A 22448-nucleotide genomic window follows, 5' to 3' on the forward strand; every position below is an offset into this window, starting at 1 on the left:
ATTTGTACTTTGTTCAGCGCGTGTCCTAAGCTAAGTCGGCTCCCAACGGAGAACCGGCCCCCTTCGTCTAGCGGCCTAGGACGCCGCCCTTTCAAGGCGGTAGCGCGGGTTCGAATCCCGTAGGGGGTACGCTTGCCCGGCCCCGAGGTGACGAGGGGACGGAAAGAGCAACACAACAGAACATGGCCCTGTGGCGCAGTTGGTTAGCGCGCCGCCCTGTCACGGCGGAGGTCGCGGGTTCGAGTCCCGTCAGGGTCGCAAATTCATTTTTGCGATTGGCATTCGGTTCGGGTGCCGCCCGGCCAGGTAGCTCAGTTGGTACGAGCGTCCGCCTGAAAAGCGGAAGGTCGTCGGTTCGATCCCGACTCTGGCCACCATTCATACCGGAGCAAGCGGTCCTCATCTGAGGGCCGCTTTCCTGTCGGTCGACGTTCAGCCCGGGTACCCCAATCGCTTCGACACAGTCATCGCGCCGTCGATCAACGCGCGGGCCATCTCGTCCTGTCGGGCATTGGACATGTCCGCCGACAACCCGCCCATGCTCAACGCCGCGACGACATGCCCTTTGCGGTCCCGGACGCAGGCGCCGAGCGCGGCCACCCCGGGCGTTACGTCCCCGATGCTGATGGAGTACCCGCGTTCGCGGATCTCGACGAGGCGAGCGCGCAGTTCCTCCTCGGTGATCTCTTCCCCGGTGGGGGTCAGCATCGGGCCGGCGTCGAGGACTTGAGGGAGGGCGGTCTCCTCCAACTCGGCGAGCAGCGCGATCGGCGCACCGCCGAGGTAGAGGGGCAATGACCGCCCGACGGTCAGCACCATCACGCGGATCGGCTGACTGCTCTCGATGAGGTCCAGGCACACGGCGCGAGCACCATCGGGGACGACGAGGTAGACGTGCTCGTCGAATCGGGCTGCCAGCTCGGACATCACATGGCTGGCCTCGGTGCGGAGGTCGAAACTGCCGAGGACCGCGGAGGCGAGTTCGAAGACGCGAAGGGTGAGGCGATAGTCGTTCGATCGTGTGCGCTCCACCCAGCCGGCCACTTCGAGGGTGGCGAGGATTCGGTACATCGTGGTCCTGTTGTACCCGCATTTCTTCATCAGCTCGGCGAGTGACAGTTCGGAGCTGTCGCCCTTGAACGCCTCCAGGACATTGGTCGCCTTGATGATGGAGGCGATGTGGTTCTTCGGATCGAGCTCGGGTGTCCGCGGCGGGGTCACTGTCATCGTTCCCTCTCCTTCGCCAGCTGTTCTGTGCGCCTGACCATTTCAGGTCACCATCGTCGCCACCAGAGGTCATGGCCCATTCGTCCGGTACTGCGCCGCCGGGCACAACTCACCGCATGCTGTGATGGTTGACACACGAACACCTTCGTGCAATTGTTCCGTATGGCGAACACGCTATCCGGAATCCGGACACCGAGTCAAGCCCCAGGGGTGATGGCCATCGATACGGCATCTTCCGCCGCGACCCTGGTTCTGCCCGCCTCGGGGGCAGGACGGGTCGTCGGGCGCACTGCCGCCGGGACCGAGGTCACGGTCGAGATCGCCGGCTGGTCCGTCCTGGACTCCTTTGTCGAGAGATTCGCCCCCGGCATCGCCGCTGACCTCGAAGACCGGTTCGCCGACCTCGTCGCGGAGTGGGAGTCCACACCGGCGACTGTCGTCTACGCGGTCGTCAACGGTCACGACGTGCTCGTCGGACTCTCGTATCAGACCGCTCCCGCAGAGATCTTGCGTGCGGTCTGGTCGGGCCTGTGCGTCGCGATCGCCCGCGACCTGCGCGACAACGAGATCGACGGACCGGTCGTGATCCATTCCGACCATCCCGGTACCGACGTTCTCGCCGATCGCCTCGCCATCCTGGGCGTCCCAGTGGTCGGTTCTCGGGGACGGCCCGCGGACCCCACCGAGGTGGACCGACGCGTGCAGCTCGACTCTCTCGTCCGCGATGTCGCCACCACTGCGCAGGAGGCCCTCCGATGACTCGCCGTTCGGTCGTCGTCGGCATCGACAAGGGGACAAGCTCGTTGAAGACGATCGCGGTGGACCTGGCCACCGGCGAACTGGTCGCCGAGTGCGGTGCGAAGACCCCGTGCCACTACCCGAGTCCAGGACGGCACGAGGAGGATCCCGAGGACACCTGGCGGAGTGTCGCGTCCACGATCCGAAGTGTCGTCGGAGATCTGGGTCCCGACAGCGTGATCGAAGCGGTCGGGGTGACTGGCCACATGGGCGGCCTGTGGGCCCTCGGCGGCGACGGGCGGCCGGTGGGTAACGCCATCTGTTGGCCCGACGCGCGGGCCACCGCGATCCTCGACGAGGTCGGAGACCGAGGTGAGCTCGACGCGCTCTTCGACATCAGCGGCAACGCGCTGATCCCCGGCACACCGTATCCGTTGCTCGCATGGGTCAAGCGACACGAACCGGCCCGCTACGCCGACATCGCGCACTTCTTCATGGCCAAGGACTACATCAACTATCGGCTGACCGGAATCGTCGCCACCGAAGAGTCCGATCTCTCGTTCGCGCCGTGCGACTTCCGTGGACGACGGAAGTCCGAGGCCTTCTTCACTGCCTTCGGCATCGAGGAGATGTCGGCGCGGCTGCCGGATGTCGGGGTCAGCGAAGCCATCGTGGGTGCGGTGACCGACGCCGCCGCGGCGGAGACCGGCCTGCCGGTCGGGACGCCGGTCTGCGCGGGGACGGGCGACGCGACCGCGAACATGATCGGGATCGGCGCCGCCCACGACGGTCAGGCGGTCACCACGATCGGGACCAGCCTGATGAACGGGACCTCCACCGACCATCCGCTTCTCGAGCCCCGCGGCGTCGGGTTCGGCTTCCTGATGCCGGAGAACCGCTGGCAACGGCAGATCACCAACTCCGGTGGCGGCACGATGTGTCTCGACTGGGTGATCAACACCTTCTGCCAGGTCGAGGTCGAACGGATCTCTGCTGGGGAGACGACCCTCGGGCGCGTGGTCTGCGAGTTCGCGCAGGACACCGAGCCGGGCTCGAGAGGCCTTGTCTTCCATCCCTATCTCAACACTGCAGGCGCAACCGCGCCGTTCCTCGACGTGAACGCCCGCGGCAGTTTCCTAGGCCTACGCGGGGACACGACGCCGGCAGAGATGGTCCGCGCCGTCATGGAGGGCACCGCGCTGTCGGTGCGCGACTGCTACGCGGCGATGCCGGTGAGGATCGACGAGATCCGCCTCACCGGCGGCGGGGCACGCAGCGTCGAGTGGAGCCAGATCATCGCCGACGTCCTGCAGAAGACGATCGTCGCGCCGGACGTCCCGGAATCGGGTGCCCTCGGCGCCGCGATGCTCGCCGCGGTCGCCACCGGGCAGTACCCCGACCTTGATGCCGCGGCCGCCCAGATGGTGCGCGAAGGTCGTGTCCACGAACCAGATCCGGCAACCGCCGACCTCTATGACGCGGCGTTCTCGACCTACCGCGCGGTGCTGAAGCCCCTGCGCGACGTGTGGGCGGCCGTCGCCGACGACACCGACCATCTCACCCCGGCCTGAGCGCCGATCCCTCCTCGACCCAAGCGAACCTCGACCACAGCGAACGGAGTCCCCCTGTGACCGCCATCAGAACCGTGCTCGGCGACATCGCGCCCGACGATCTCGGCGTGACGCTCTGCCACGAGCACCTTTTCACCAATCCGCCCCGATGGGCGCGCGAGCAGGACAACGACATGGTCCTCGACAAGGTGGATGCCGCCATCGGCGAGGTCGCCGACTTCGACGGTCTGGGTGGCGGTGCGCTGATCGAGATGACCACCGAGGACTACGGGCGCAATGCCGCTGGTCTCCTCGCCGTCGCCGAGGCGTCGCGTGTCCACATCGTCAGCGCGAGTGGCTATCAGAAGGGCATCTACTATCCCGACACGGTCGCCATCGAATCGGTCGACGAGATCTCGCGGCGCTTTGTCACCGACGTGACAGTCGGGATCGACGGAACGTCGGCGCGGGCGGGCGTGATCAAGTTCGGCACCTGCCGCACCGATGAGATCCGCGAGGACGAGCGCAAGGTCCAGCAGGCGGTCGCCCGCGCGCATCTCGCGACCGGGGCACCGATCTCGACGCACTGTCAGGCCGGGACGCTGGGCACTCTGCAGGCCAACGGATTCGCCGATCTCGGCGTCGATCCGGCGCGAGTCCTGATCGGGCACCTTGACCGGAATCTCGACTATGGCTATCTCCGCGAGGTCGCGCAGACGGGTGTGTGGCTCGGTTTCGACCACTGGACCAAGCCGAAGTACCCATCGGACGAACTGCGGGTCTCCTACATCGAGCAATTGTTCTCCGAGGGGTACACGCAGGTGATGGTGTCCGGTGACCTCGGCAGACCGTCGTACCAACCGCACCACGGGGGCACTCCCGGATTCGCGGGCCTGCTCAAGCAGATCCGCGAGCGCCTTACCGCGGAGATCGCCGAGACCGTATTCCTCACCAATCCCCGCGAGTTCTTCGCGTTCAACCCGACGGAGACGGCCGCATGAGCACCTCGACAACCGCGTCGACCGTCGACACGCAGTCGCGACTGCCGACCAGAGGAGTGCTCTTCGACCTCGACGGCACACTGATCGACTCGCGGTTCGCGATCATCGAGGCCTACCGGGCGACCTTCGAGAACGAACTCGATCAACCGTTGCCTACCGAACTCGAGGACCCGAGCGCCATCATGGCGCCGCGCCCGCCGGAGATCTTCGCGCGGTACTCCGATCAGGAACCGCTCGAACTGGAGAAGGCGTACGGCCGCCACTACGAGACCGACGCATTCCGCCGTGTGACACCGTATCCGGGACTGCGCGACACGCTGGCCGAACTCGTGGGCCGCGGCATCACGGTCGGCATCGTCACCAACAAACGGATGAGTCGTGTCCGAACCGATTTCGATCATCTCGGCCTCGATGCGGAAATATTCGCGACCATCGTCACCGCCGACGACACCGCAGAACGTAAGCCGCATCCGGCACCTGTACTGCTCGGTCTGCAACTCAGTGGTGTCGATCCGGCACACGCGTGGTATGTCGGTGACGGGCCCCAGGACATCCGCTCCGGCGCCGCCGCAGGCACCGGGACCGTCGGGGCCGCTTACGGCTACTACGGACCCGAACGGCTCGCCGACCACCGGCCCGACCATCTACTGCACTCCCTGGGCGATCTGCTCGATCTCGTCTGACGCTGTCGCGCAGCGCTTCTCCCGATCCTGCCCACTGTGAGGTGTGGGCACTCACCGAACGGAATCACCATGACCCAAGTACTCCCTGCCCGAAACCGGGCGCTGACCTCGGTATCGGAGGTCGACCATCTGGTCGACTCCGAGGACATCAAGACCCGCAGACACAAGGTCATGCTCGTGCTCGGCCTCGCCGGGATCGCCTTCGAGGCCTATTTCCTGGCGGTCCTGAGCTCGGGCACCGCCCCCATGAGTGAGCAGCTGAATCTCGACGCGAACGGTGTCGGTCTGGTCAGCGCCTACGGCTATGTCGCCACGTTGATCGCGGCGGCGACGTGTGGTCTGCTTGCCGACCGTTACGGCCGCGTCAGGATCATGGTGGTGGCCAAGCTCATCGCGGTCGTCGCGGCGTTGTTGATGGCTGGTGCGCCGAGTTTCGCGATGCTGGTGCTGGCCCGCTGCATTGCGGGTGCGGCCTACGGCGTCGACCTCGGCGTGGCGATGGCCTACCTGTCGGAGAACCTGCCCAAGAGGCGTCAGTATCTGCTGAACTTCTGGCAGGCCCAGTGGTACATCTCCACAGTGGTGGCGCTGGTCATCGTGCTCTGCCTGTACCACCTCGACGTCGGTCTGAGTATCTGGCGCTGGGGTTTGGTCACCGCCGCGATCTTCGCCTTCGTCGTCGCGATCGCCCAGTGGACCCTCATGCTTGACAGCCCGCGCTGGCTGGCCAAGAAGGGTCGGCTCTCCGAACTGACCACGTCGTTGCAGAAGATGTATCGGATCTCCGCGACGTACCCGACCGGACATCTCGAGGCGGCCATCGAGGAGCCGAAGAAGGAACGCCGCTGGACCGAACTGTTCAGCGTTCGCTTCCGGGCACGCACCATCCTCGCCAACGTCGTCACCATGATGCAGGCCCTGCAGTACTACGCCGTCGCCTACTACCTCCCGGTCATCGCCCTGAGCCTGTTCGGGGAGAACTTCGGTGAGGCCACCTTCGGTTCCATTGTGTTCAACGTCTTCGGCATCGTCGGTGGTATCGCATCGATCTGGGTCGCATCGAAACTCGGCGCCAACGGTGCCGCGAAGTACGGCTTCCTCGCGGTAGCGGCGATGATCCTGATCCTCGGCGTCTTCTTCGACTCGCTGCCGATTCTCCTTGCCTTCCTGGTCCCGGCGATGTTCATCTTCTTCCACTCCGCCGGGCCGGGTGTGTCCGGACTGACGATGGCCGCCATGGCTTATCCGTCCGACCTGCGTGGCCGTGGCGGACAGCTGGCCACCATCTCGCAGAGCATAGGCGGCATCGTCGGCCTGTACGCCTTTCCCAGGATGTCCGAGTCGCTCGGACTGAGCACCACTATCACGATCTTTGTGGCGGTCCCGCTCATCGGAGCGGCGATCTGCATGCTGATCCGTTGGGAACCGTTCGACACCACTCATGACCTCAATGAGATCGCGGAAGCCGAGGGCGACATGGTCGTTCGTGAGGTGTCCGGGAAATGACCGGCAGTGACTCACCGCGCGTCGCGTTGGTCACCGGCGGCGGTCAGGGCCTGGGGCTCGCGATGGCCCGCCGCCTGGCCGCCGATGGTCTCGAGATCGTGATCGCCGACATCGACGCCGCCCGAACTGATCAGGCCGCCGCCGAGGTATCGGGCACGGCCATGGTCCTTGACGTCACCGACGACAGGTCGGTGCGCCGGGGGATCGATGCGGTGGCCGACCGGTTCGGACGCCTCGACGTCCTGATCAACAACGCGGGCATCATCTCACGGTCCAACGCAGAGGAGATCGACTCGGACCGATGGCTCCGGGAACTCGATGTCCACCTGGGTGGGACGATGCGATGCAGCAGACAGGCCTTTCCGCTGCTCCGGGAGGCGCCGGCCGCGGCCATTGTGAACCTCGCGTCAGTGGGTTCGACGTTCGGACTGCCGCACCGACTGGCCTACACCGCAGCGAAATCGGGCGTCACCGGGATCACCCGGACCCTCGCCGCCGAATGGGGTCCGTACGGGATCCGCGTCAACGCCGTGGCGCCCGGGTACATCGACACCGGGATGATGCGGTCCGGTCTGGAGTCGGGAACCCTCGACGAGGATCGGCTGCTGGATCGCACGCCACTGCGGCGCTTCGGACTGCCGGAGGAGATCGCCTCCGCCACCTCGTTCCTCGTCTCCGCCGATGCCTCCTTCGTCACCGGCACCGTCCTGCGCGTCGATGGCGGGATCACCATCGACGGCACATTCCACTCGGCCTCGGCCGACCTGACCAGAGAGGCTCCTTGAGACATGCTGGTGGACAACACAGTCGACACACCGTCGGCTACCACGCTTCGCGACACCGCGTATCGCCTGCGATCGGCGATGATGCGGATGGCCGCCGACAAGGGTGAGGGCTACATCGCGCAGGGGCTGGGCATCGCCGATCTCCTCGCGGTGATCTACTCGCGGCAACTGCGATTCGATCCCGAGAACCCCGACTGGGCCGGCCGCGACCGGTTCCTGATGTCGACCGGGCATTACTCGATCGCTCTATACGCGGTGCTCGCCGATCTCGGTGTCCTCACCGAGCAGCAGATCGATGACTACGGACTCAACGGGAGTGAGCTCCCGATGAGCACCTTCGACGAGACACCCGGCGTCGAGATCACCGGCGGTTCACTCGGGCACGGCCTCGGGCAGGCGGTCGGGATGGCGCTCGGACTCCGGCTCGACGGCGGCGACCAGCGGATCATCGTCGAGCTCTCCGACGGTGAGCTGCAAGAAGGTGCCACCTGGGAGTCGGCCATGTCGGCGTCGAGCTTCGGCCTCGGCAACCTGACCGCGGTCGTCGACTGCAACGGCATCCAGGCCGACGGTCCCATCGTGCTGAACATGGAACCGATCGCCGACAAGTGGCGGGCGTTCGGGTGGGCGGTGGAAGAGGTCGACGGCAACGACATCGACGCGATCACCAGCGCATTCGACGCCCTGGCCACTGCACCTGCGGACACCCCGCGGGTCCTGATCGCCCGCACCACACCAGGGACCGGGGTGCCGACCCTGGTCGCGAGGGAACGAGCACATTTTGTCCGGGTCGCCGACACCGAGTGGGCCGGACTCATCGCCGAACTGGAGGAGAACCGTGGCTGAGGTCAGGAACCGTGCGGGTGGCATGGGTGAGATCGCCGAGGTCGACGGGCCGTACGAACGCGCACCCTTCGGCAACGAGCTCGCCGAACTGGGCGCGCGGGACGAGCGGATCGTCGGGCTCAGCGCCGACATGTCGAAGTACTCCGACATCATCCCGTTCCGGGAACGGTTCCCGGAACGGTACTTCAACGCCGGGATGGCCGAGCAGAACGCGGTGATGATGGCGGCCGGATTGGCCAAGGTCGGCAAGATCGCCTTCTGCGCGACATACGCCGCCTTCCTCACCCGGCGCGCGCTCGACTTCATCGCGGTGTCGTGTGCGCACAGCAAGGCGGACGTGAAGATCGTCGCCGGCTCTCCCGGCCTCGTGAATCCCTATGGTGCGACCCATCAATCCCTAGAGGATCTGGTGGTGATGCGGTCGATCCCCGATCTCACCGTCATCGACCCATGCGATGCGGTCGAGCTGCGCCACGTGATTCGGGCGGCCGCCGAGACGCCGGGGACCTTTTACATCCGCAATCTGCGCGGCAAGGTGCCGGTAGTGTTCGACGAGAGCGATTTCCGGTTCGAGATCGGGCGTGCGCGGCTGCTCCGACCCGGTCGTGACGTCGCGGTGATCGGCACCGGCTTCATGACCGCACGCGCGCTGAAGGCCGCGGCGACCGCTGAGCGGCAGGGCATATCCGCGTCGGTCCTGCACGTGCCGACGATCAAACCGTTGGACACCGAAGCCATCGCCGCGGTCGCCGCGGATTCCGGCCGGGTGATCGTGGTGGAGAACGGGCTCCGCTCGGGAGGCCTCGGTACCGCGGTGGTCGAGACGCTGGCCGACCGCGGAATCTCTGTCCCGGTGATGCGCATCGGCCTCGGCGACCGATTCCACCCGTGTGGATCCCAGTCCTACAACGAGACGCTGTTCGGGCTGGACGAGGACGCGATCACCCGCGCGGTCATCACCGGCGAATGGCCGCACACATGAGCGCGATCCTCGACGGCGTCGGCGTCGAACGCGCGGCCCGCAGGTTCGCGGCGCCTCAGCAGTACGTGCAGGGGCCTGGAGTGTTCGACAAGCTCGGCGCGATCGTCGCCGAACACGGCGCCCGCCCGGTCGTGGTGATCGACGCCGACATCGTGGAGCTACTCGGCGCACGTCTGACCGCGTCGATGGAGTCGGCCCCGCTCGCGCACCAGGTCGTGCCGTATCGGGGGCCGGTGACCCGCGGCCACATCGCGGCCACCGTCGACCGCGTCGCGACCGGTTTCGGCGACGTCATCGTCGGTGTGGGTGGAGGCAAGGCCCTCGATGTCGCGAAGGGCGTCGCCCACCGGCTCGAGCGCCCGATGATCTCGGTCCCGACGACGGCGTCCAATGACGGCCCGACGGCGAGCATCTACGCGCTCTACGACGACGAGGGCCGTTTGTCGGAACTCGGCAGACTGCCGAGCAACCCGGCCGCGGTGGTCGTCGACACCGAGGTCATCGCGAACGCCCCGATCCGGTTCCTGGTGTCGGGAATCGGGGACGCGTTGTCCAAGAAGTTCGAGGCACGGTCCTGCGCGCGGGGTCGCGGTGTCACAACCCAGGGGACCCGACCGCTGATCATCGGTGAGGTGATCGCGGACGGTTGCTCGCGAGTGCTGTTGCGTGACGGTGTGGCCGCGATCCGCGATGTCGTGGGCGGTCGGGTCACGGCTGAGGTCGAAGCCGTCGTCGAAGCAGTGATCCTGTTGTCGGGCATCGGATACGAGAACGGTGGTCTGTCGATCGCGCACTGTATGACACGCGGGCTCCAGGTCGGGCGCGGATCATCGAAGCACCTCCACGGGTTCCACGTCGCCTACGGGCTCCTGGTGCAACTCGCGCTCGAGAACGACCCCGAGGTCGACCGGCGCGAGATCCGCGACTTCCTGACCGAAGTCGGCCTGCCGACGTCGCTCGCAGACCTCGATATGCCGTCCCCGACGAGCGAGGAGATCGCCGCTCTCGGCGCCGCTGCCGCCGCGGCCCCCCATGTGGCAAACACGTGGGTCGACGCGTCCGCCGCACGTATCGCCGCGGCCATCGACGACGTGGAACGGGAGGCGGCCTCAGATGGCATCTGAGGATCGACCCGTGCCCCCGGTACCTGCGGAGTTCACTTTCTCGGCACTGAGCCCCGCGACGTTTCTGGACCGGGCGGCGCACGTCTTCGCGGACCGGATCGCCATCGTCGACGGTGATCGGCGGTTCACCTACTCCGACTTCCATCGGCGCGTCGACAGGCTCACGTCCGCCCTGGAGGGCCTGGGGATCGGCTCCGGAGATCGGGTCGCGGCTCTGTGCGCCAACAGCCACGTGATGCTGGAGTTGCACAATGCCGTTCCGGCGCACGGATCGGTGTTGGTGCCGTTGAACATCCGACTGTCGGAGGCTGAACTCGTCTACATCATCGAGCACAGTGGGGCAACGCTGTTGGTGGCGACCGCCGAATTTGCCGAGCGAGCGCGCGCGGTCGGTGCTGCGACCGGCGTGCGTGTGGTGGTCGCGGGCGACGAGCCATCGGACGAGTACGAACAACTCTTGGACGGCGCGTCGGAGCCGGTGTACCGCGAGCCGGACGAGCGAGGACTCCTCGCCGTCAACTACACGTCGGGGACCACCGGCAGACCCAAGGGCGCGATGTACCACCACCGTGGTGCCTACCTCCAGTCGGTGGCGATGGCCTACCACGCGGGTCTCCGCCCCGGTTCGCGATATCTGTGGACGTTGCCGATGTTCCATTGCGACGGATGGTGTTTCACCTGGGCGGTCACCGCGGCGGGCGGCACGCACGTCTGTCTGCGCAGCATCGATACCGCGCAGATCTGGCGCCATCTCGTCGAGGACGGGATCACACATTTCAGCGCGGCCCCGACGGTCCTGACCATGATCGCCGAGGACCCGGCCGCCGCCGCGCTTGAGCGCACCGTGCAGGCCGGAACCGGCGGCGCGCCACCGTCGCCGGCCCTGCTCGCGCGGATGGCCGGGTTCGGGATCGAGGTCACCCACCTGTACGGGATGACCGAGACGTTCGGTCCCATCGTCGTGAACCAGTGGCAGCCGGACTGGGACGTCGAGTCGGCCGCCGACCGAGCCGTGCGCACCGCGCGACAGGGCATCGGCAACATCGCCGCGGGACACGTCCGGGTGGTGACCCCCGAGGGCGTCGACGTCCCGGCCGACGGGGAGGCGCAGGGGGAGTTGGTAGTCCGCGGCAACAACGTGATGCTCGGCTATTACCGCGATCCGGCCGCGACCGCAAAAGCCACGACCGGCGGTTGGCTGCGCACCGGTGACCTCGCGGTGATGCATCCCGACGGGTATGTCGAGATCCGTGACCGCAGCAAGGATGTCATCATCTCCGGTGGCGAGAACATCGCCTCGGTCGAGGTCGAACGTGTTCTCGACGGACATCCGGACGTCGTCGAGTCGGCAGTGGTCGGACGCGCCGACGAGCGCTGGGGCGAGATTCCGGTCGCTTACGTGACCGTGCGTGGTGGTGCCCAGGTGGAGGCCGACGATCTGATCGCTTTCGCCCGCGAGAGTCTCGCCCGGTTCAAAGTGCCCAGGGAGATCGTGTTCGCCGACCTGCCGAAGACGTCGACCGGCAAGGTCCAGAAGAACGTCCTGCGCACGAGAGGCATATGAAATCGCTGTCTCTGCCGGAGGGCTCGGCGGGAGCCGACGGCATTTCATGGCAGGCCGATCACCGTTGTCGTTCTCGCGCCCGCGTTCTGCTGGGGACGCATGAATAACGCCTTCGGCCGCTCATCTACGCATCTATTTTGACTGTGGACCGATGGCGTCCAACGCGTATCGATCGCCGCCGCCCGAGCAGGCGACCAATTATCGCGCACGTCCTGGCAGGCGACAGATCAGCGATCCGCGAGGATCAGATCCGCCGCCTTCTCACCGATGATCACCGACGGGGCATGGGTGTGCCCTCGGACGATCGTGGGCATGATCGAGGCGTCGGCGACGCGCAGGCCCGAGACACCCCGAACCGCGAGGGTGGGCGTGACGACACTCTCGGCGTCGGTGCCCATCCGGCAGGTGCCCACCGGGTGATAGAGGGTGTGCGAGTGACGGTCCAGCACCTCGGTCAGGATGGCGTCGTCGGGCACGCGCGAGTCGGTGCGCGGCTGCGAGACCACGCCGAGGCGCCCCCGCAGTGACGGCGCCTGTGCGATCTCGACGGTCGCCCGCAGTCCCTGCATCATCGCCGCGCGGTCGACGCCTGCGGGATCGCTGAGGTAGCGCGGGTCGATCATCGGCTTCGCGGTCGGGTCCGCGGAGCGCAGCGTGATCGTTCCGGTGCTCTTCGGCTGGACCAGGATCGGACCCATCGCGACGGCGTGGTGCGGATACGCCTCGCCCACCCCTTCGTTGTAGAACGCGACAGGCGCGAAGATCAGCTCGAGATCCGGCAGGCGCAAGTCGTCGCGACTGCGGATGAATCCGTAGGCCTCGCCGACGTTCGAGGTCAGCATGCCGCGACGGCGCAGCAGGTAGTCGGCGAGTTGGCGAGGGCTCTCGGCGTCGCGCAGCGTCCCGGAGTCGACGTCCCAGCCGATCGGCGCCAGCAGGTGATCGAGCAGGTTGCGGCCGACGCCGCCGTTGTGCGCGACGGTGCGGATGCCGTGCCCGGCGAGCTCGTCGCTGTCGCCCACGCCCGAGAGCATGAGCAACTGCGGGGTGTTGACGGCGCCGCCGCACAGCACGACCTCACGTCGCGCGTGCACGGTCTGCGTCCGACCGGCCTGGGTGTACTCGACGCCGACCGCGCGGGTGCCCTCGAACAACACCTTGGTGGCGAGCGCTTCGGTGACGAGGCCGAGGTTCTTTCGTTTGCGCGCGGGACGCAGATATGCGTCGGCGGTGCTGAACCGTGCGCCCTTGTGCTGGGTCACCATCGTCTGCGAGAAACCCTTCGGCTCCGGCAGATTCGCACGTTCCACGGTGTGTCCGCATTCGGCCGCGGCGTCGAGGAACGCGCGGGTCAGCTGGCGCGGCGAGCGCTGGTGTGACACGTGCAACGGCCCGGTGGTGCCTTCGTCGTTCTCGGTGGCGCCCGCGACGTTCTCGATGCGCCGGAAGTACTCGACGAGACCGTTGAACGACCAGTCCTCACCCGCATGGTCGGCCCACTCGTCATAGTCGGCGGCGAATCCGCGAACCCACATCATGGCATTCATCGACGACGAGCCGCCGAGCGTCTTGCCGCGTGGGTAGACGACGCGTCGACCGCCCAGTTCCGCCTGCGGCTCGGTCGAGTAGTCCCAGTCCGACGCGCTGCCGAACAATTTCGAGAACGCCGCGGGGATGTGGATGAACTTGTCGGAGTCCTTCGTCCCGGCTTCGAGGACGAGGACCTCGTTGCGGGAGTCGGCGCTGAGTCGGTTGGCGACGACGGCACCGGCGGATCCGGTCCCGACGACGACGTAGTCGACGGTGCGTGGTGCTGTGCTGGGCATGGTGGCCTTTCGTGGTGGGATGGTCAGCCGTAGTTGTGTTCAGCCGCAGTTGTCTTCAGCCGCGCAGGGCGGAGGCGAAGATGGCGGGCAATTTCAGCGGAGACGGCGCGCTGGCGAAGTCGGCGAGCAGGCGACCGGTGGTTGCGGCTGTCCGGTTGGTGACGAACCACGGCGGCTTCGGGGAGATCGACCATTCACGATGCAGAACCGAGCGCGGTGCGGGCCGGAAGGGCCCGCGAACCACCGTGCGTTCGGTGTCGGCAAGGAGGAAGGCGTTGTGCACCACACCGGTTCCCGATTGGACGTCGTCCATCGTGTGACCGGGGAACGCGCCCCACGTTGCCGCGGCGCTGAGGAAGCCCACGCCGGTCCACGCGTTGACGGCGATGGTCCCGTAGCGGAGGTCGGCGATCATCGACTCGAAGGCCCCGCCGAGTCCGGCGATCGAAGCAGGGTGTGCGATCACGTTGACCCCGAGGGTGCCGAGGAAGTGATTGTTCGCGGCATCGGTTGCGCTGGTGAGGAAGTCGGCACCCGTTCCCGGAAGTTCGAGAACACCGAGGACCGGTCCGAAGTACTCGGTGTGCAGGATGTCCTCGTCACTCCGCTCGCCCCGGTCGTCGAGGGACAGCCCGGTGATCAGCAGTCGCTCACCTGCCGTGCCGAGTTGTTCCGACGTCGGGTACGCCGTGCGGGCGGCGCCGACGCGGTCGTCGCTGCCCGGGTAGTAGCAGACCCGCGCCGGGGCGGAGGCGAACGCCTCGCGGAGCGCGTCGAGGAACTCCTGCTTCTGGTCCCAGTCGGCGGAGACGATGACGACCTGGGCGGCCACGCAGTTGTATCCGCCGTTGTGCAGACGCTGGGTCGCGATGTGCTCGGCCTGGTAGCGCAGGTCCGCTGTGCTCCATCGGCCGGGCACCACGATGGCCGGGGACACACCGCCGAGTTCGCTGGTGATCGGCTTGGTGAGGCGCGGCTCTCCGGATGCCCTGCGCCGCTCGGCCTCCTCTCCGGTTCCCCAGACGATCGCGTCGTGCGTGTTGGCGCTGCCGGTCATGTGGACGTGCGCAACCGCGTCGTGGCCGACGAGGTACTCGCCGACATCGGCTCCGCCGGTGAGGATTCGGATCGCGCCGAGTGAGATCAGGGGTTCGAGCACCCGCTCGAGAACAGGCAGCAGGGGATCGGTGAGCGGGTTGAGCTTGAGGGCGACGACCCGGTTGTGGGCGAGCAGTTCGTAGATCACGTCCAGCGGGGCGATCGACGTGATGTTGCCGGCGCCGAGGACGACGCCGATGCCGCCCGTGGCAGTGGGATCGAGTTGTGCGAGACCTGCCGCCGCTGTGGCCTGCGCGGCATCCACCCCGGGCCGCAGCCACACGTCGGCGGTGAAGCCATTGAGCAGCAGCGAGTCGTAATGCGACGACGGCAGAACCCGGATGGTTGTCTGGCCTGCTGCGGTCCCGAATGCGGCGTCGGCGATGGGGCTGCGACCCGCGGCCAGGTCGCGAAGCGTTTGTGCAGCGGCACCGAGGCCGGTGGCGAATGCGTAGGGGCCGGACATCCATTCCTCGCCGAGGAGGGCCGAATGCGGCCCGAGCCGTTTGATCGACGCCGACGCCGCGACCCAGTCGGCGGCGTGTGTCCCGGTGCGTTCCCGGACTCGGTCGAGAAGGTCGGCGCGTTCGAGCAGGGACAAGCCGGCCCAGGCCTTCTCACCTGCGGACAGATCAGAGAGCGCGGCGTCGATCAAGTCTCGGTGATCGGCGGTCTGGTGTGTGTCGACGCTCATGTGCGTTGATCAACTCCTGTGGTCTCGTGGTTACTGCTCGTGGATTGGGTGATGGCCCGATACCTGGATTCTTCGTGGTGGACCACGGTTGCCGCCATAGGCGACGGCCACGCTGTCGGCCACGTGTCCTTGTGCACTGGCACAAGGCCGAAGTGGTGCAGCTCACCGTGGCCCGCTACGATGTCAGCCGTGGCCATCTCAACCAGCAGCTCGACGGCAGCTGCGCTCGCCGCCGACCTGCTCGACGACTTGCCTGCTCTCACCGAGACCCTTGTCGAACGATTGCAGAGGGCGGAGGCGACGTACCTCGAGTCGCAGTTGCTCACGCTGGAGCAACTGTCGGCTGCGTGCACCGAGAATCTGAGTTCGATCCTCACAGTGCTCGCCGGTCGCGGCCGGTTTCGGATCGACGTCGCGCGCGCGACAGGCCGACTCAAGGCCGAGCAAGCGATCCCGCTCCCGGCGCTGCTACGCGCGTACCGGCTCGGTGGTCAGCTGATCTGGGAGCAGATGTTGCGCGGCTCTCGCGGTGTCTCGCCGGTCGAACTGCTCGACGTTCCCGGTCAGCTCTGGGCCGCGATCGACAGGTACTCCGATGCCGCCGTGGAGGGCTATCGGGAGGCGGAGATCCTGCTCACCCATGCCGACGCCGAGGCGCGAGCGCTCCTCGTGCGGACGGTGTTCGACGACCACTCGGACAACCCGACAGCCATCATCGACGCCATGCGGGCCCTCGGTCTGCCGGAACGTGCGAGCTACGTCGTGGTGTGTGCGGAGAGTCCCGAGTCGCGCCCTGCCACGGCGAGCGATACCGCAGGCCGTTTGCAGAGCAAGGGCATCACGTCGGTCTGGGACGCGCGACCCGACGGGTATCTCGGATTGATCTGCGGCCGGCACGATGCCGACATCGAGGCCGGGCTCACCGAACTCGGCACGGTGTTCGACCTACGTGTCGGTGTGAGCGGGCCGTTCTCGATGCCCATCGAGATCGCGCGTGCTGTGGACGAGGCGCGCCTTGCCCGACGCTCCGTTCCTCCTGGTGCGGCGACTTTCAGCCGATACGGAAGTCTCACGCTGGCACTACTTCTCGTCCGCAGCCCGGATACCGCGCGTGAGGTTGCGGCCCGCACGTTGGGGCCTCTGCTGAACCTGCCCGAGGACGAACGCGAGGAGATGCTCGCGACTCTCGAGGCGTGGTTCGAGTGCGACGGTTCGACAGCGGCAACGGCGAAACGGCTCCATTTCCACCGCAACACGGTGCTGTACCGGCTGCGCAAGATCCGCGATCTCACCAATCGGTCTCTCGACAAGCCGGTGGACGCCACCGAGTTGTACCTCGCGCTGCGGTCGGTACAGCTCCTCGGTGATGGGCGGGTGTGAAGAACCCGACGATGCGTCATCGGGTGTCGGCCCCGGGATGTGCGGATGAACAACACGGTCGCCGATCGCATGTGGCAGCGACCATCGACGCCCGATCGGGCGTGCCCGACAATATGAGACATTCACGACATCAAGTCCCACATCAAGTCCCAGGAGTACAGCGATGACCAACCTTTCCATGAACCTGGTTGCCACGGCGCGCGATCACGGTGACACCGTCGCGTTGCGGTGCAACGACTTCGCGTTGACCTTCGCCGAGTTCGACTCCGCCGCAGCGCGGATCGCGACGCTGCTGGACCGGGAGGGGATCGGGCCGGGGGACCGTGTCGGCATCATGCTGGGCAACACACCGGCCTTCGCGCTGGCGTTCTACGGGATTCTCCGTCGCGGTGCGATCGCGGTGCCGATGAATCCGCTGCTGAAGGCTCGTGAGATCGAGTTCTACCTCAGCAACACCGGAGCGTCCGCGCTGTTCGCGACGCCGCTGTTCGCCGACGAGGCGCGCGCGGCCGTCGACGCGGCGGGTGGCCGGTTGTGGCTGGTCGACGATGCGGGTCTGGCCGACATGATCGCTGACCTGCCGGCTCAGCAGAGCCCCGTCGATTGCGAGGACTCCGACACCGCCGTGATCCTGCACACCTCGGGAACCACCGGCAAGCCGAAGGGCGCTGAACTGACCCACGGCGGGCTAGCGCACAACTGCGAGGTGACTGCGCGGACCCTGTTGGGGATCGGGTTCGGCGACGTCGTCATGGGATGTCTGCCCCTGTTCCACGTGTTCGGGCTCACCTGTGGGATGAACACTTCGGTGCTGGTCGGCGCGACCTTGACGCTCATCCCTCGATTCGATCCGCGTACCGCCTTGCAGGTGATCGAGCGGGACCAGGTGACGGTGTTCCTGGGCGTCCCCACGATGTATGCGGCGATGTTGAGTGTGGCGCAGGAGTTCGGCCCGTCGGCAACCGCGAGCCTGCGAACCTGTGCATCAGGCGGGGCGTCGTTGCCCGTTCAGGTGCTCAACGACTTCGAGAAGACCTTCGGATGCATGATCCTCGAGGGCTACGGATTGTCGGAGACCTCACCGGTCGCGTCGTTCAACCATCCTGACCGCGAGCGGAAGGCGGGTTCGATCGGCACCCCGATCGAGGGCGTCCGGATGCGGGCGGTCGATGGCGAGGGGAACGAGGTCGCCACCGGAGAGCCCGGCGAGATCCAGATCGCCGGCCACAACATCATGAAGGGTTACTGGAATCAGCCCGACGCGACGGCTGCGGCCATCGACGCGGAGGGGTGGTTCGCCTCCGGCGACATCGGGACCGTGGACGAGGACGGCTATTTCTTCATCGTCGACCGCAAGAAGGACTTGATCATTCGCGGCGGCTACAACGTGTACCCGCGTGAGATCGAGGAAGTTCTCTACGAACATCCCGCGGTCGCCGAAGTGGCCGTCGTCGGAATCGCGCACGAATCCCTTGGCGAAGAGATCGGCGCCGCGGTCGCGCTGAAGCCGGGAGCTGCCACCGACCCGGGCGAACTCGTCGACTTCGTCAAGGAGCGCGTCGCCGCCTACAAGTACCCGCGTCACATCTGGTTCCTCCCCGAGCTGCCGAAGGGCGCCACGGGCAAGATCCTGCGCCGGGAGATCAACGTGTCGGACGTCGAGAGCAGCACGGGACGCGCGTAGTTCGGTGGGCCGGTGCCCACCGCAGGTTGCGACCCCCCCGGTTGGGCAAAAACGACTCCACACCCTCGGCGTTCGCGCTACGCTCCGCCGCATCCGATCGACTTCGGCGGGGGATGGGGCGGATGAAGTTGTCTGTGCGATGGGCGTTCGCGCTCGCGGTTTCCGGGCTGGTGGGCGTGATGATCGGGCAGACCGCCGATCTTCCGATGGCGGCCGGTCGACCATCACCGAGCCGGATCGAACACCGGATCGCGTCATCGTCGCCGGTGACCGACGTGATCGCATCGGTGGTCAGTCTCAGGGTGCCGCTGCCGGCGACCGCGAAGGCTCATCCCGCCGCGTGTGATCGCCTCTCCTATCTCAGATACCGCTCGGCGGACGGGCCGGCGAGATCGGTCGATGCCGACCGCGTGCTGGTCGCCCAGCCCGGCATCTTCGAAGGTGCCGGGGCGTTCGAATCCGTGGCGCGCAACACCGTGGCCGCCGCGGCGGCGCAGGGACGTCATATCGAGTTCTGGGCCCTCGACCGCCGATCCAACTGCCTCGAGGACCACACGGGAACCCAGGCTGCGCTCTCGGCGAAGAACCTCGATGTCGCGACCGACTACTACTTCCACGGATCATCGGTGTACGGGCGGAGATTCGGCGGCTACGCCGACGGTCCGGCCACGGCCTGGCTGGGGGACGTGGGGCTCGCACAGACACTGCGTGACGAGTACGACGTACTCCGGCTCGAGTTCCCCGACCAGGCGGCTCGAAAGCGGAAAGTCATGTGCGGCGGACATTCACTCGGCGGATTCATCACCGGGTACTTCGCCAACTGGGACTTCGACGGCAATCGTGCAACCACGCGCGATGCCGGATTCAACCAGTGCTCAGGCTATTTCGCGCTCGACACCGTCATCAAGGCCGGCGGTCCGAACCCGATCCGCGGCGTCGACACCCCCGACATCCCGCCGGCACTCGCGGCGCCGCTCGCGGCCGCCTCCGGCGAGCTCACCGATATCTATCCGGTGCTGCGGCTGCCGGCGGTCATCAATCCCGAGACGACCAATCTGCTCGCGATCGCGGGCCTCGCCGCGCGACTGAACCCCGACGGCATCAACGATCTCGTCTCCCGACTTCCACAGAACCCCAACATCGATGCCACCCTGCGGGCGTTGCTGTCGAAGGACCCGCTGATGGCCGCCTCGGGATCGCCGAGTATCCGCGATCTCTATGCCACCAACGACGCCGTTGTGGGAGCCTTGCTCGACGACAACTCGCAGCCGCTCGGGTTCCTGCAGGCGAGTGTCGGATTCATCGATCGTGGGCCGGTGCAGGACAAGTCCTTTCCGGTGCCCAACGAGGTCGTCGCCGCCGCGCCGGCACTGGGCAGCGTGTTCGGGCGCGACCGCAAGGCAGCGCCTTCGGTGTACGGCAACCCCAGGGTCGTCTACACGTGGGCCGACTACGACGAGGTCACCCCGAACGCCTACACCGACCCGTCGAAAGAGGTGACGTCGATCGCGCAGCTGGTGCGGAGCCTGTCCGAGCCGCCGCTCGACTTCACCGAATGGTATTTCCCGATGGCGATCAACACCGACCTCGTGCAGGGGACCGCTCCGGCGATCGCGGCGCACTACCTCTACCGCGACGGAGTCAAACGCAATCCCGTGCTCACCGTGCAGGGTGACGGTGGCCTCGACCTCGGAGCGTCGGACAACCCCACCGACGTTCCGGTCACACTGCACGGCTACAACCACATCGACGTGCTGACCGCGGCCCAGCGGCAGAACGACGGGCGGCCCGAGCAGGTCTCGACCCGGCTGGCGGCGTTCAGCGGCCGCTGAATGGACCGCGGACGAAACGACCCTGTCCCGGTCAGCCGATCGTGCGCGCCGGTGCCCTCGGAGACCAATCCACCTCGATTGCCGCAATCCACCTGTGAACCCTCCGAAGGTGGATTGCGACGAACGGGGTGGATCGAGCCGACGCGCTCGCCATACTTTCGACCATGACCGAGTCGCGACATTCGCGCACCAACGCGGTGATCGTTCGCAGTATCTACGGGACCGCTGCGGTCGAGTGGTTCCTGATCTTCGCCATCGGCACCATCCTGGTGACGCGGCTCTATCTCCAGCTGACCGGGTATCCACAGGTCGGCGGCGGGACGCTGCACATCGCACACGCGCTGTGGGGCGGTGCGCTGATGATGCTCGCATTGGTCACCGGCTGGCTCTTCCTCGGCGCGACACCGCGCATCGTGGCGGTCGTCATGGGTGGCATCGGGTTCGGCCTGTTCCTCGACGAGGTCGGGAAGTTCGTGACCAAGGACAACGACTACTTCTACGGTCCGTCCGCCGAGATCATGTACGTCCTCGTCGTGCTGATCCTGCTGATCAGCCGGATCGTACGGGACGTCAAGCGGCCGTCCGAAGCGGAGGCGTTGGCGAATGCGGCGGCGATCATCGCCGACGGCGTCGCGCACGGCCTTCCGCATCGCAGGCGTGAGCAGGCCGAGAATTTCCTCGACCTCGCGGCAGATCGAGGCGCCGATCCGGACGTGATCGGTCACCTGCGGGCACTGCTCGACACCGGAGCCGACTCGCCCGATCGTCTGATGCGTCTGCGCCACCGGGCCACGGCGATGATCCCGGGGTTCCTGCGGAGTCCGAAGTGGGTCACGTTCTTCGGATGGATGCTCACGATCAGTTCGGTTGGCACGGTGATCGTCGGCGGCCTCAGCTTCTACTTCGACGGCACGCGGGGTGGCGATGTCGACATCTATCTCGAATTGAGCCGCAACGAGACCGCGACGTGGATCCTGTTGGTCAGCGGCGTGGTGACTCTGACGCTGTCACTTCCTGCGATGATCGCCCGCCGACGGACCACTCGCGTGTGGCCCCTGCGGTCGCTGCGCATCGCGGCGCTCGTCTTCACGCTCTCCAATGCACTGGTCGACTTCGCGCTGGACGGCTTCGGCGCATTGTTCAACCTCGCGATCGGGCTCTTCGCGCTCGCGGTGATGACTTACCACCTCGGACTGACGGTCCAGGCGGCCGATGCGGCAGGCGAGCATGATCAACTGAGAGTGTGATCACCGCAGAACGCACACAGGCCGCGGCCCGCATTGCCGGGCTCGGCCGCCGCGAAGTGTCGTCGCCCGAAGCCCGCCCGGCCGCGGTCGCGATCATCATCGCGGAGCGGGCCGGCCGGCAGGGGATCTGGCTCATGAAGCGGCCCGCGACGATGCGCCGCCATGCCGCGCAGTATGCGCTGCCGGGCGGCCGCCTCGACCCGGGTGAGGACTCCGTGACAGCGGCATTACGGGAGACGCACGAGGAAATCGGGCTGGATCTCGGCACGGACTCCGTGCTCGGCATGCTCGACGACTACCCGACCCGATCCGGCTTCGTGATCACGCCGGTCATCTGTTGGGCCGAGGGCGAGGCCGAACCGACGCCCAGCCCGGACGAGGTGGCGCAGTTGTTCTTCGTCACGCTCGACGAGCTGATGGTCGAGCCGCGGTTCCTCACCATCCCCGAATCGGACCGCCCGGTGATCCAGCTCCCGATCGTCGGCGCCCTGGTCCATGCGCCGACGGCCGCAGTCATCTACCAGTTCGCCGAGGTCGTGCTCCGGGGGAGATCCACCCGTGTCGACGGCTTTGAGCAGCCGGTTTTCGCCTGGCGATGATTTTTTGAGAATTTTTCCAGATCTCGGGAATGGAATCGGACCGCGGTCCGTTTGAACGTGTGATGGGTCGAGAGGCCCACCC

18 protein-coding genes and 3 tRNA genes are annotated in these 22448 nt (G+C 66.8%); 18 read left to right on the plus strand and 3 right to left on the minus strand.

Translation table 11 applies throughout. The features are described from left to right. The first annotated feature begins 56 nt into the window (after positions 1 to 56). From OVA31_RS16510 to OVA31_RS16520, 3 genes are all read left to right on the plus strand, one after another. A tRNA-Glu gene (locus tag OVA31_RS16510) sits at positions 57 to 129 on the plus strand. 55 nt (positions 130 to 184) lie between these two features. Beyond that, positions 185 to 258: transfer RNA gene (locus OVA31_RS16515), tRNA-Asp, on the plus strand. Between the two features lie 42 nt (positions 259 to 300). Further along, positions 301 to 377 (plus strand) — tRNA-Phe (locus tag OVA31_RS16520). Between the two features lie 55 nt (positions 378 to 432). On the opposite strand, the gene OVA31_RS16525 is transcribed toward OVA31_RS16520, so the two are convergent. Then, a complete protein-coding gene (locus OVA31_RS16525) occupies positions 433 to 1227 on the minus strand; it encodes an IclR family transcriptional regulator (protein WP_267627686.1) in 795 nt (264 codons plus the stop codon). A gap of 213 nt (positions 1228 to 1440) precedes the next feature. On the opposite strand from OVA31_RS16525, the gene OVA31_RS16530 reads away from it, so the two are divergent. The 10 genes from OVA31_RS16530 to OVA31_RS16575 all read left to right on the plus strand — a co-directional run bounded on the left by OVA31_RS16530 (position 1441) and on the right by OVA31_RS16575 (position 12006). Beyond that, on the plus strand, positions 1441 to 1986 hold the full coding sequence (locus tag OVA31_RS16530; protein WP_267627687.1) for a hypothetical protein: 546 nt from the start codon (positions 1441 to 1443) through the stop codon (positions 1984 to 1986). After that, positions 1983 to 3536, plus strand: a complete 1554-nt coding sequence (locus tag OVA31_RS16535) for an FGGY-family carbohydrate kinase (RefSeq protein ID WP_267627688.1) — start codon at positions 1983 to 1985, stop codon at positions 3534 to 3536. Before OVA31_RS16530 ends, OVA31_RS16535 begins: the two co-directional genes overlap by 4 nt. A gap of 56 nt (positions 3537 to 3592) precedes the next feature. After that, a complete protein-coding gene (locus OVA31_RS16540; RefSeq protein WP_267627689.1) occupies positions 3593 to 4516 on the plus strand; it encodes a phosphotriesterase family protein in 924 nt (307 codons plus the stop codon). After that, the gene (locus tag OVA31_RS16545; RefSeq protein ID WP_267627690.1) at positions 4513 to 5199 is read left to right on the plus strand and encodes an HAD family hydrolase; all 687 of its coding nucleotides are present in this window, start codon (positions 4513 to 4515) and stop codon (positions 5197 to 5199) included. The genes OVA31_RS16540 and OVA31_RS16545 overlap by 4 nt, the downstream gene beginning before the upstream one ends. Positions 5200 to 5268: 69 nt before the next feature. Then, positions 5269 to 6705 (plus strand): MFS transporter, encoded by a 1437-nt coding sequence (locus OVA31_RS16550; RefSeq protein ID WP_267627691.1) that lies wholly within the window; start codon positions 5269 to 5271, stop codon positions 6703 to 6705. Then, positions 6702 to 7490: an SDR family NAD(P)-dependent oxidoreductase gene (locus OVA31_RS16555; RefSeq protein WP_267627692.1), complete on the plus strand. Its 789-nt coding sequence runs from the start codon at positions 6702 to 6704 to the stop codon at positions 7488 to 7490. The genes OVA31_RS16550 and OVA31_RS16555 overlap by 4 nt, the downstream gene beginning before the upstream one ends. Positions 7491 to 7493: 3 nt before the next feature. Continuing rightward, the gene (locus OVA31_RS16560) at positions 7494 to 8336 is read left to right on the plus strand and encodes a transketolase (protein ID WP_267627693.1); all 843 of its coding nucleotides are present in this window, start codon (positions 7494 to 7496) and stop codon (positions 8334 to 8336) included. After that, entirely contained in the window at positions 8329 to 9318 is a 990-nt protein-coding gene (locus OVA31_RS16565; RefSeq protein ID WP_267627694.1) for a transketolase family protein, read from the plus strand. Before OVA31_RS16560 ends, OVA31_RS16565 begins: the two co-directional genes overlap by 8 nt. After that, positions 9303 to 10442, plus strand: a complete 1140-nt coding sequence (locus tag OVA31_RS16570) for an iron-containing alcohol dehydrogenase (RefSeq protein WP_267627695.1) — start codon at positions 9303 to 9305, stop codon at positions 10440 to 10442. Before OVA31_RS16565 ends, OVA31_RS16570 begins: the two co-directional genes overlap by 16 nt. Further along, on the plus strand, positions 10432 to 12006 hold the full coding sequence (locus OVA31_RS16575) for a long-chain-fatty-acid--CoA ligase (protein WP_267627696.1): 1575 nt from the start codon (positions 10432 to 10434) through the stop codon (positions 12004 to 12006). Before OVA31_RS16570 ends, OVA31_RS16575 begins: the two co-directional genes overlap by 11 nt. A gap of 227 nt (positions 12007 to 12233) precedes the next feature. Here OVA31_RS16575 and OVA31_RS16580 read toward each other — a convergent pair whose 3' ends face one another. Next, positions 12234 to 13832, minus strand: a complete 1599-nt coding sequence (locus OVA31_RS16580) for a GMC family oxidoreductase (protein WP_267627697.1) — start codon at positions 13830 to 13832, stop codon at positions 12234 to 12236. A gap of 55 nt (positions 13833 to 13887) precedes the next feature. Then, the gene (locus tag OVA31_RS16585) at positions 13888 to 15624 is read right to left on the minus strand and encodes an aldehyde dehydrogenase family protein (RefSeq protein ID WP_267627698.1); all 1737 of its coding nucleotides are present in this window, start codon (positions 15622 to 15624) and stop codon (positions 13888 to 13890) included. 189 nt (positions 15625 to 15813) lie between these two features. Here OVA31_RS16585 and OVA31_RS16590 point away from each other — a divergent pair, with 189 nt between their 5' ends. The 5 genes from OVA31_RS16590 to OVA31_RS16610 all read left to right on the plus strand — a co-directional run bounded on the left by OVA31_RS16590 (position 15814) and on the right by OVA31_RS16610 (position 22366). Continuing rightward, entirely contained in the window at positions 15814 to 17004 is a 1191-nt protein-coding gene (locus OVA31_RS16590) for a PucR family transcriptional regulator (RefSeq protein ID WP_267627699.1), read from the plus strand. Between the two features lie 163 nt (positions 17005 to 17167). Then, entirely contained in the window at positions 17168 to 18688 is a 1521-nt protein-coding gene (locus OVA31_RS16595) for a long-chain-fatty-acid--CoA ligase (RefSeq protein ID WP_267627700.1), read from the plus strand. A 122-nt stretch (positions 18689 to 18810) separates the two neighbouring features. Continuing rightward, positions 18811 to 20520, plus strand: coding sequence for a hypothetical protein (locus OVA31_RS16600; protein ID WP_267627701.1), 1710 nt, complete (start codon positions 18811 to 18813; stop codon positions 20518 to 20520). A 197-nt stretch (positions 20521 to 20717) separates the two neighbouring features. Continuing rightward, positions 20718 to 21767: a hypothetical protein gene (locus tag OVA31_RS16605; RefSeq protein ID WP_267631566.1), complete on the plus strand. Its 1050-nt coding sequence runs from the start codon at positions 20718 to 20720 to the stop codon at positions 21765 to 21767. After that, positions 21764 to 22366, plus strand: coding sequence for an NUDIX hydrolase (locus OVA31_RS16610; RefSeq protein WP_420714055.1), 603 nt, complete (start codon positions 21764 to 21766; stop codon positions 22364 to 22366). Before OVA31_RS16605 ends, OVA31_RS16610 begins: the two co-directional genes overlap by 4 nt. The last annotated feature ends 82 nt before the right edge of the window (positions 22367 to 22448 follow it).

The organism is Gordonia sp. SL306 (assembly GCF_026625785.1).
Taxonomy (GTDB): Bacteria; Actinomycetota; Actinomycetes; order Mycobacteriales; family Mycobacteriaceae; genus Gordonia.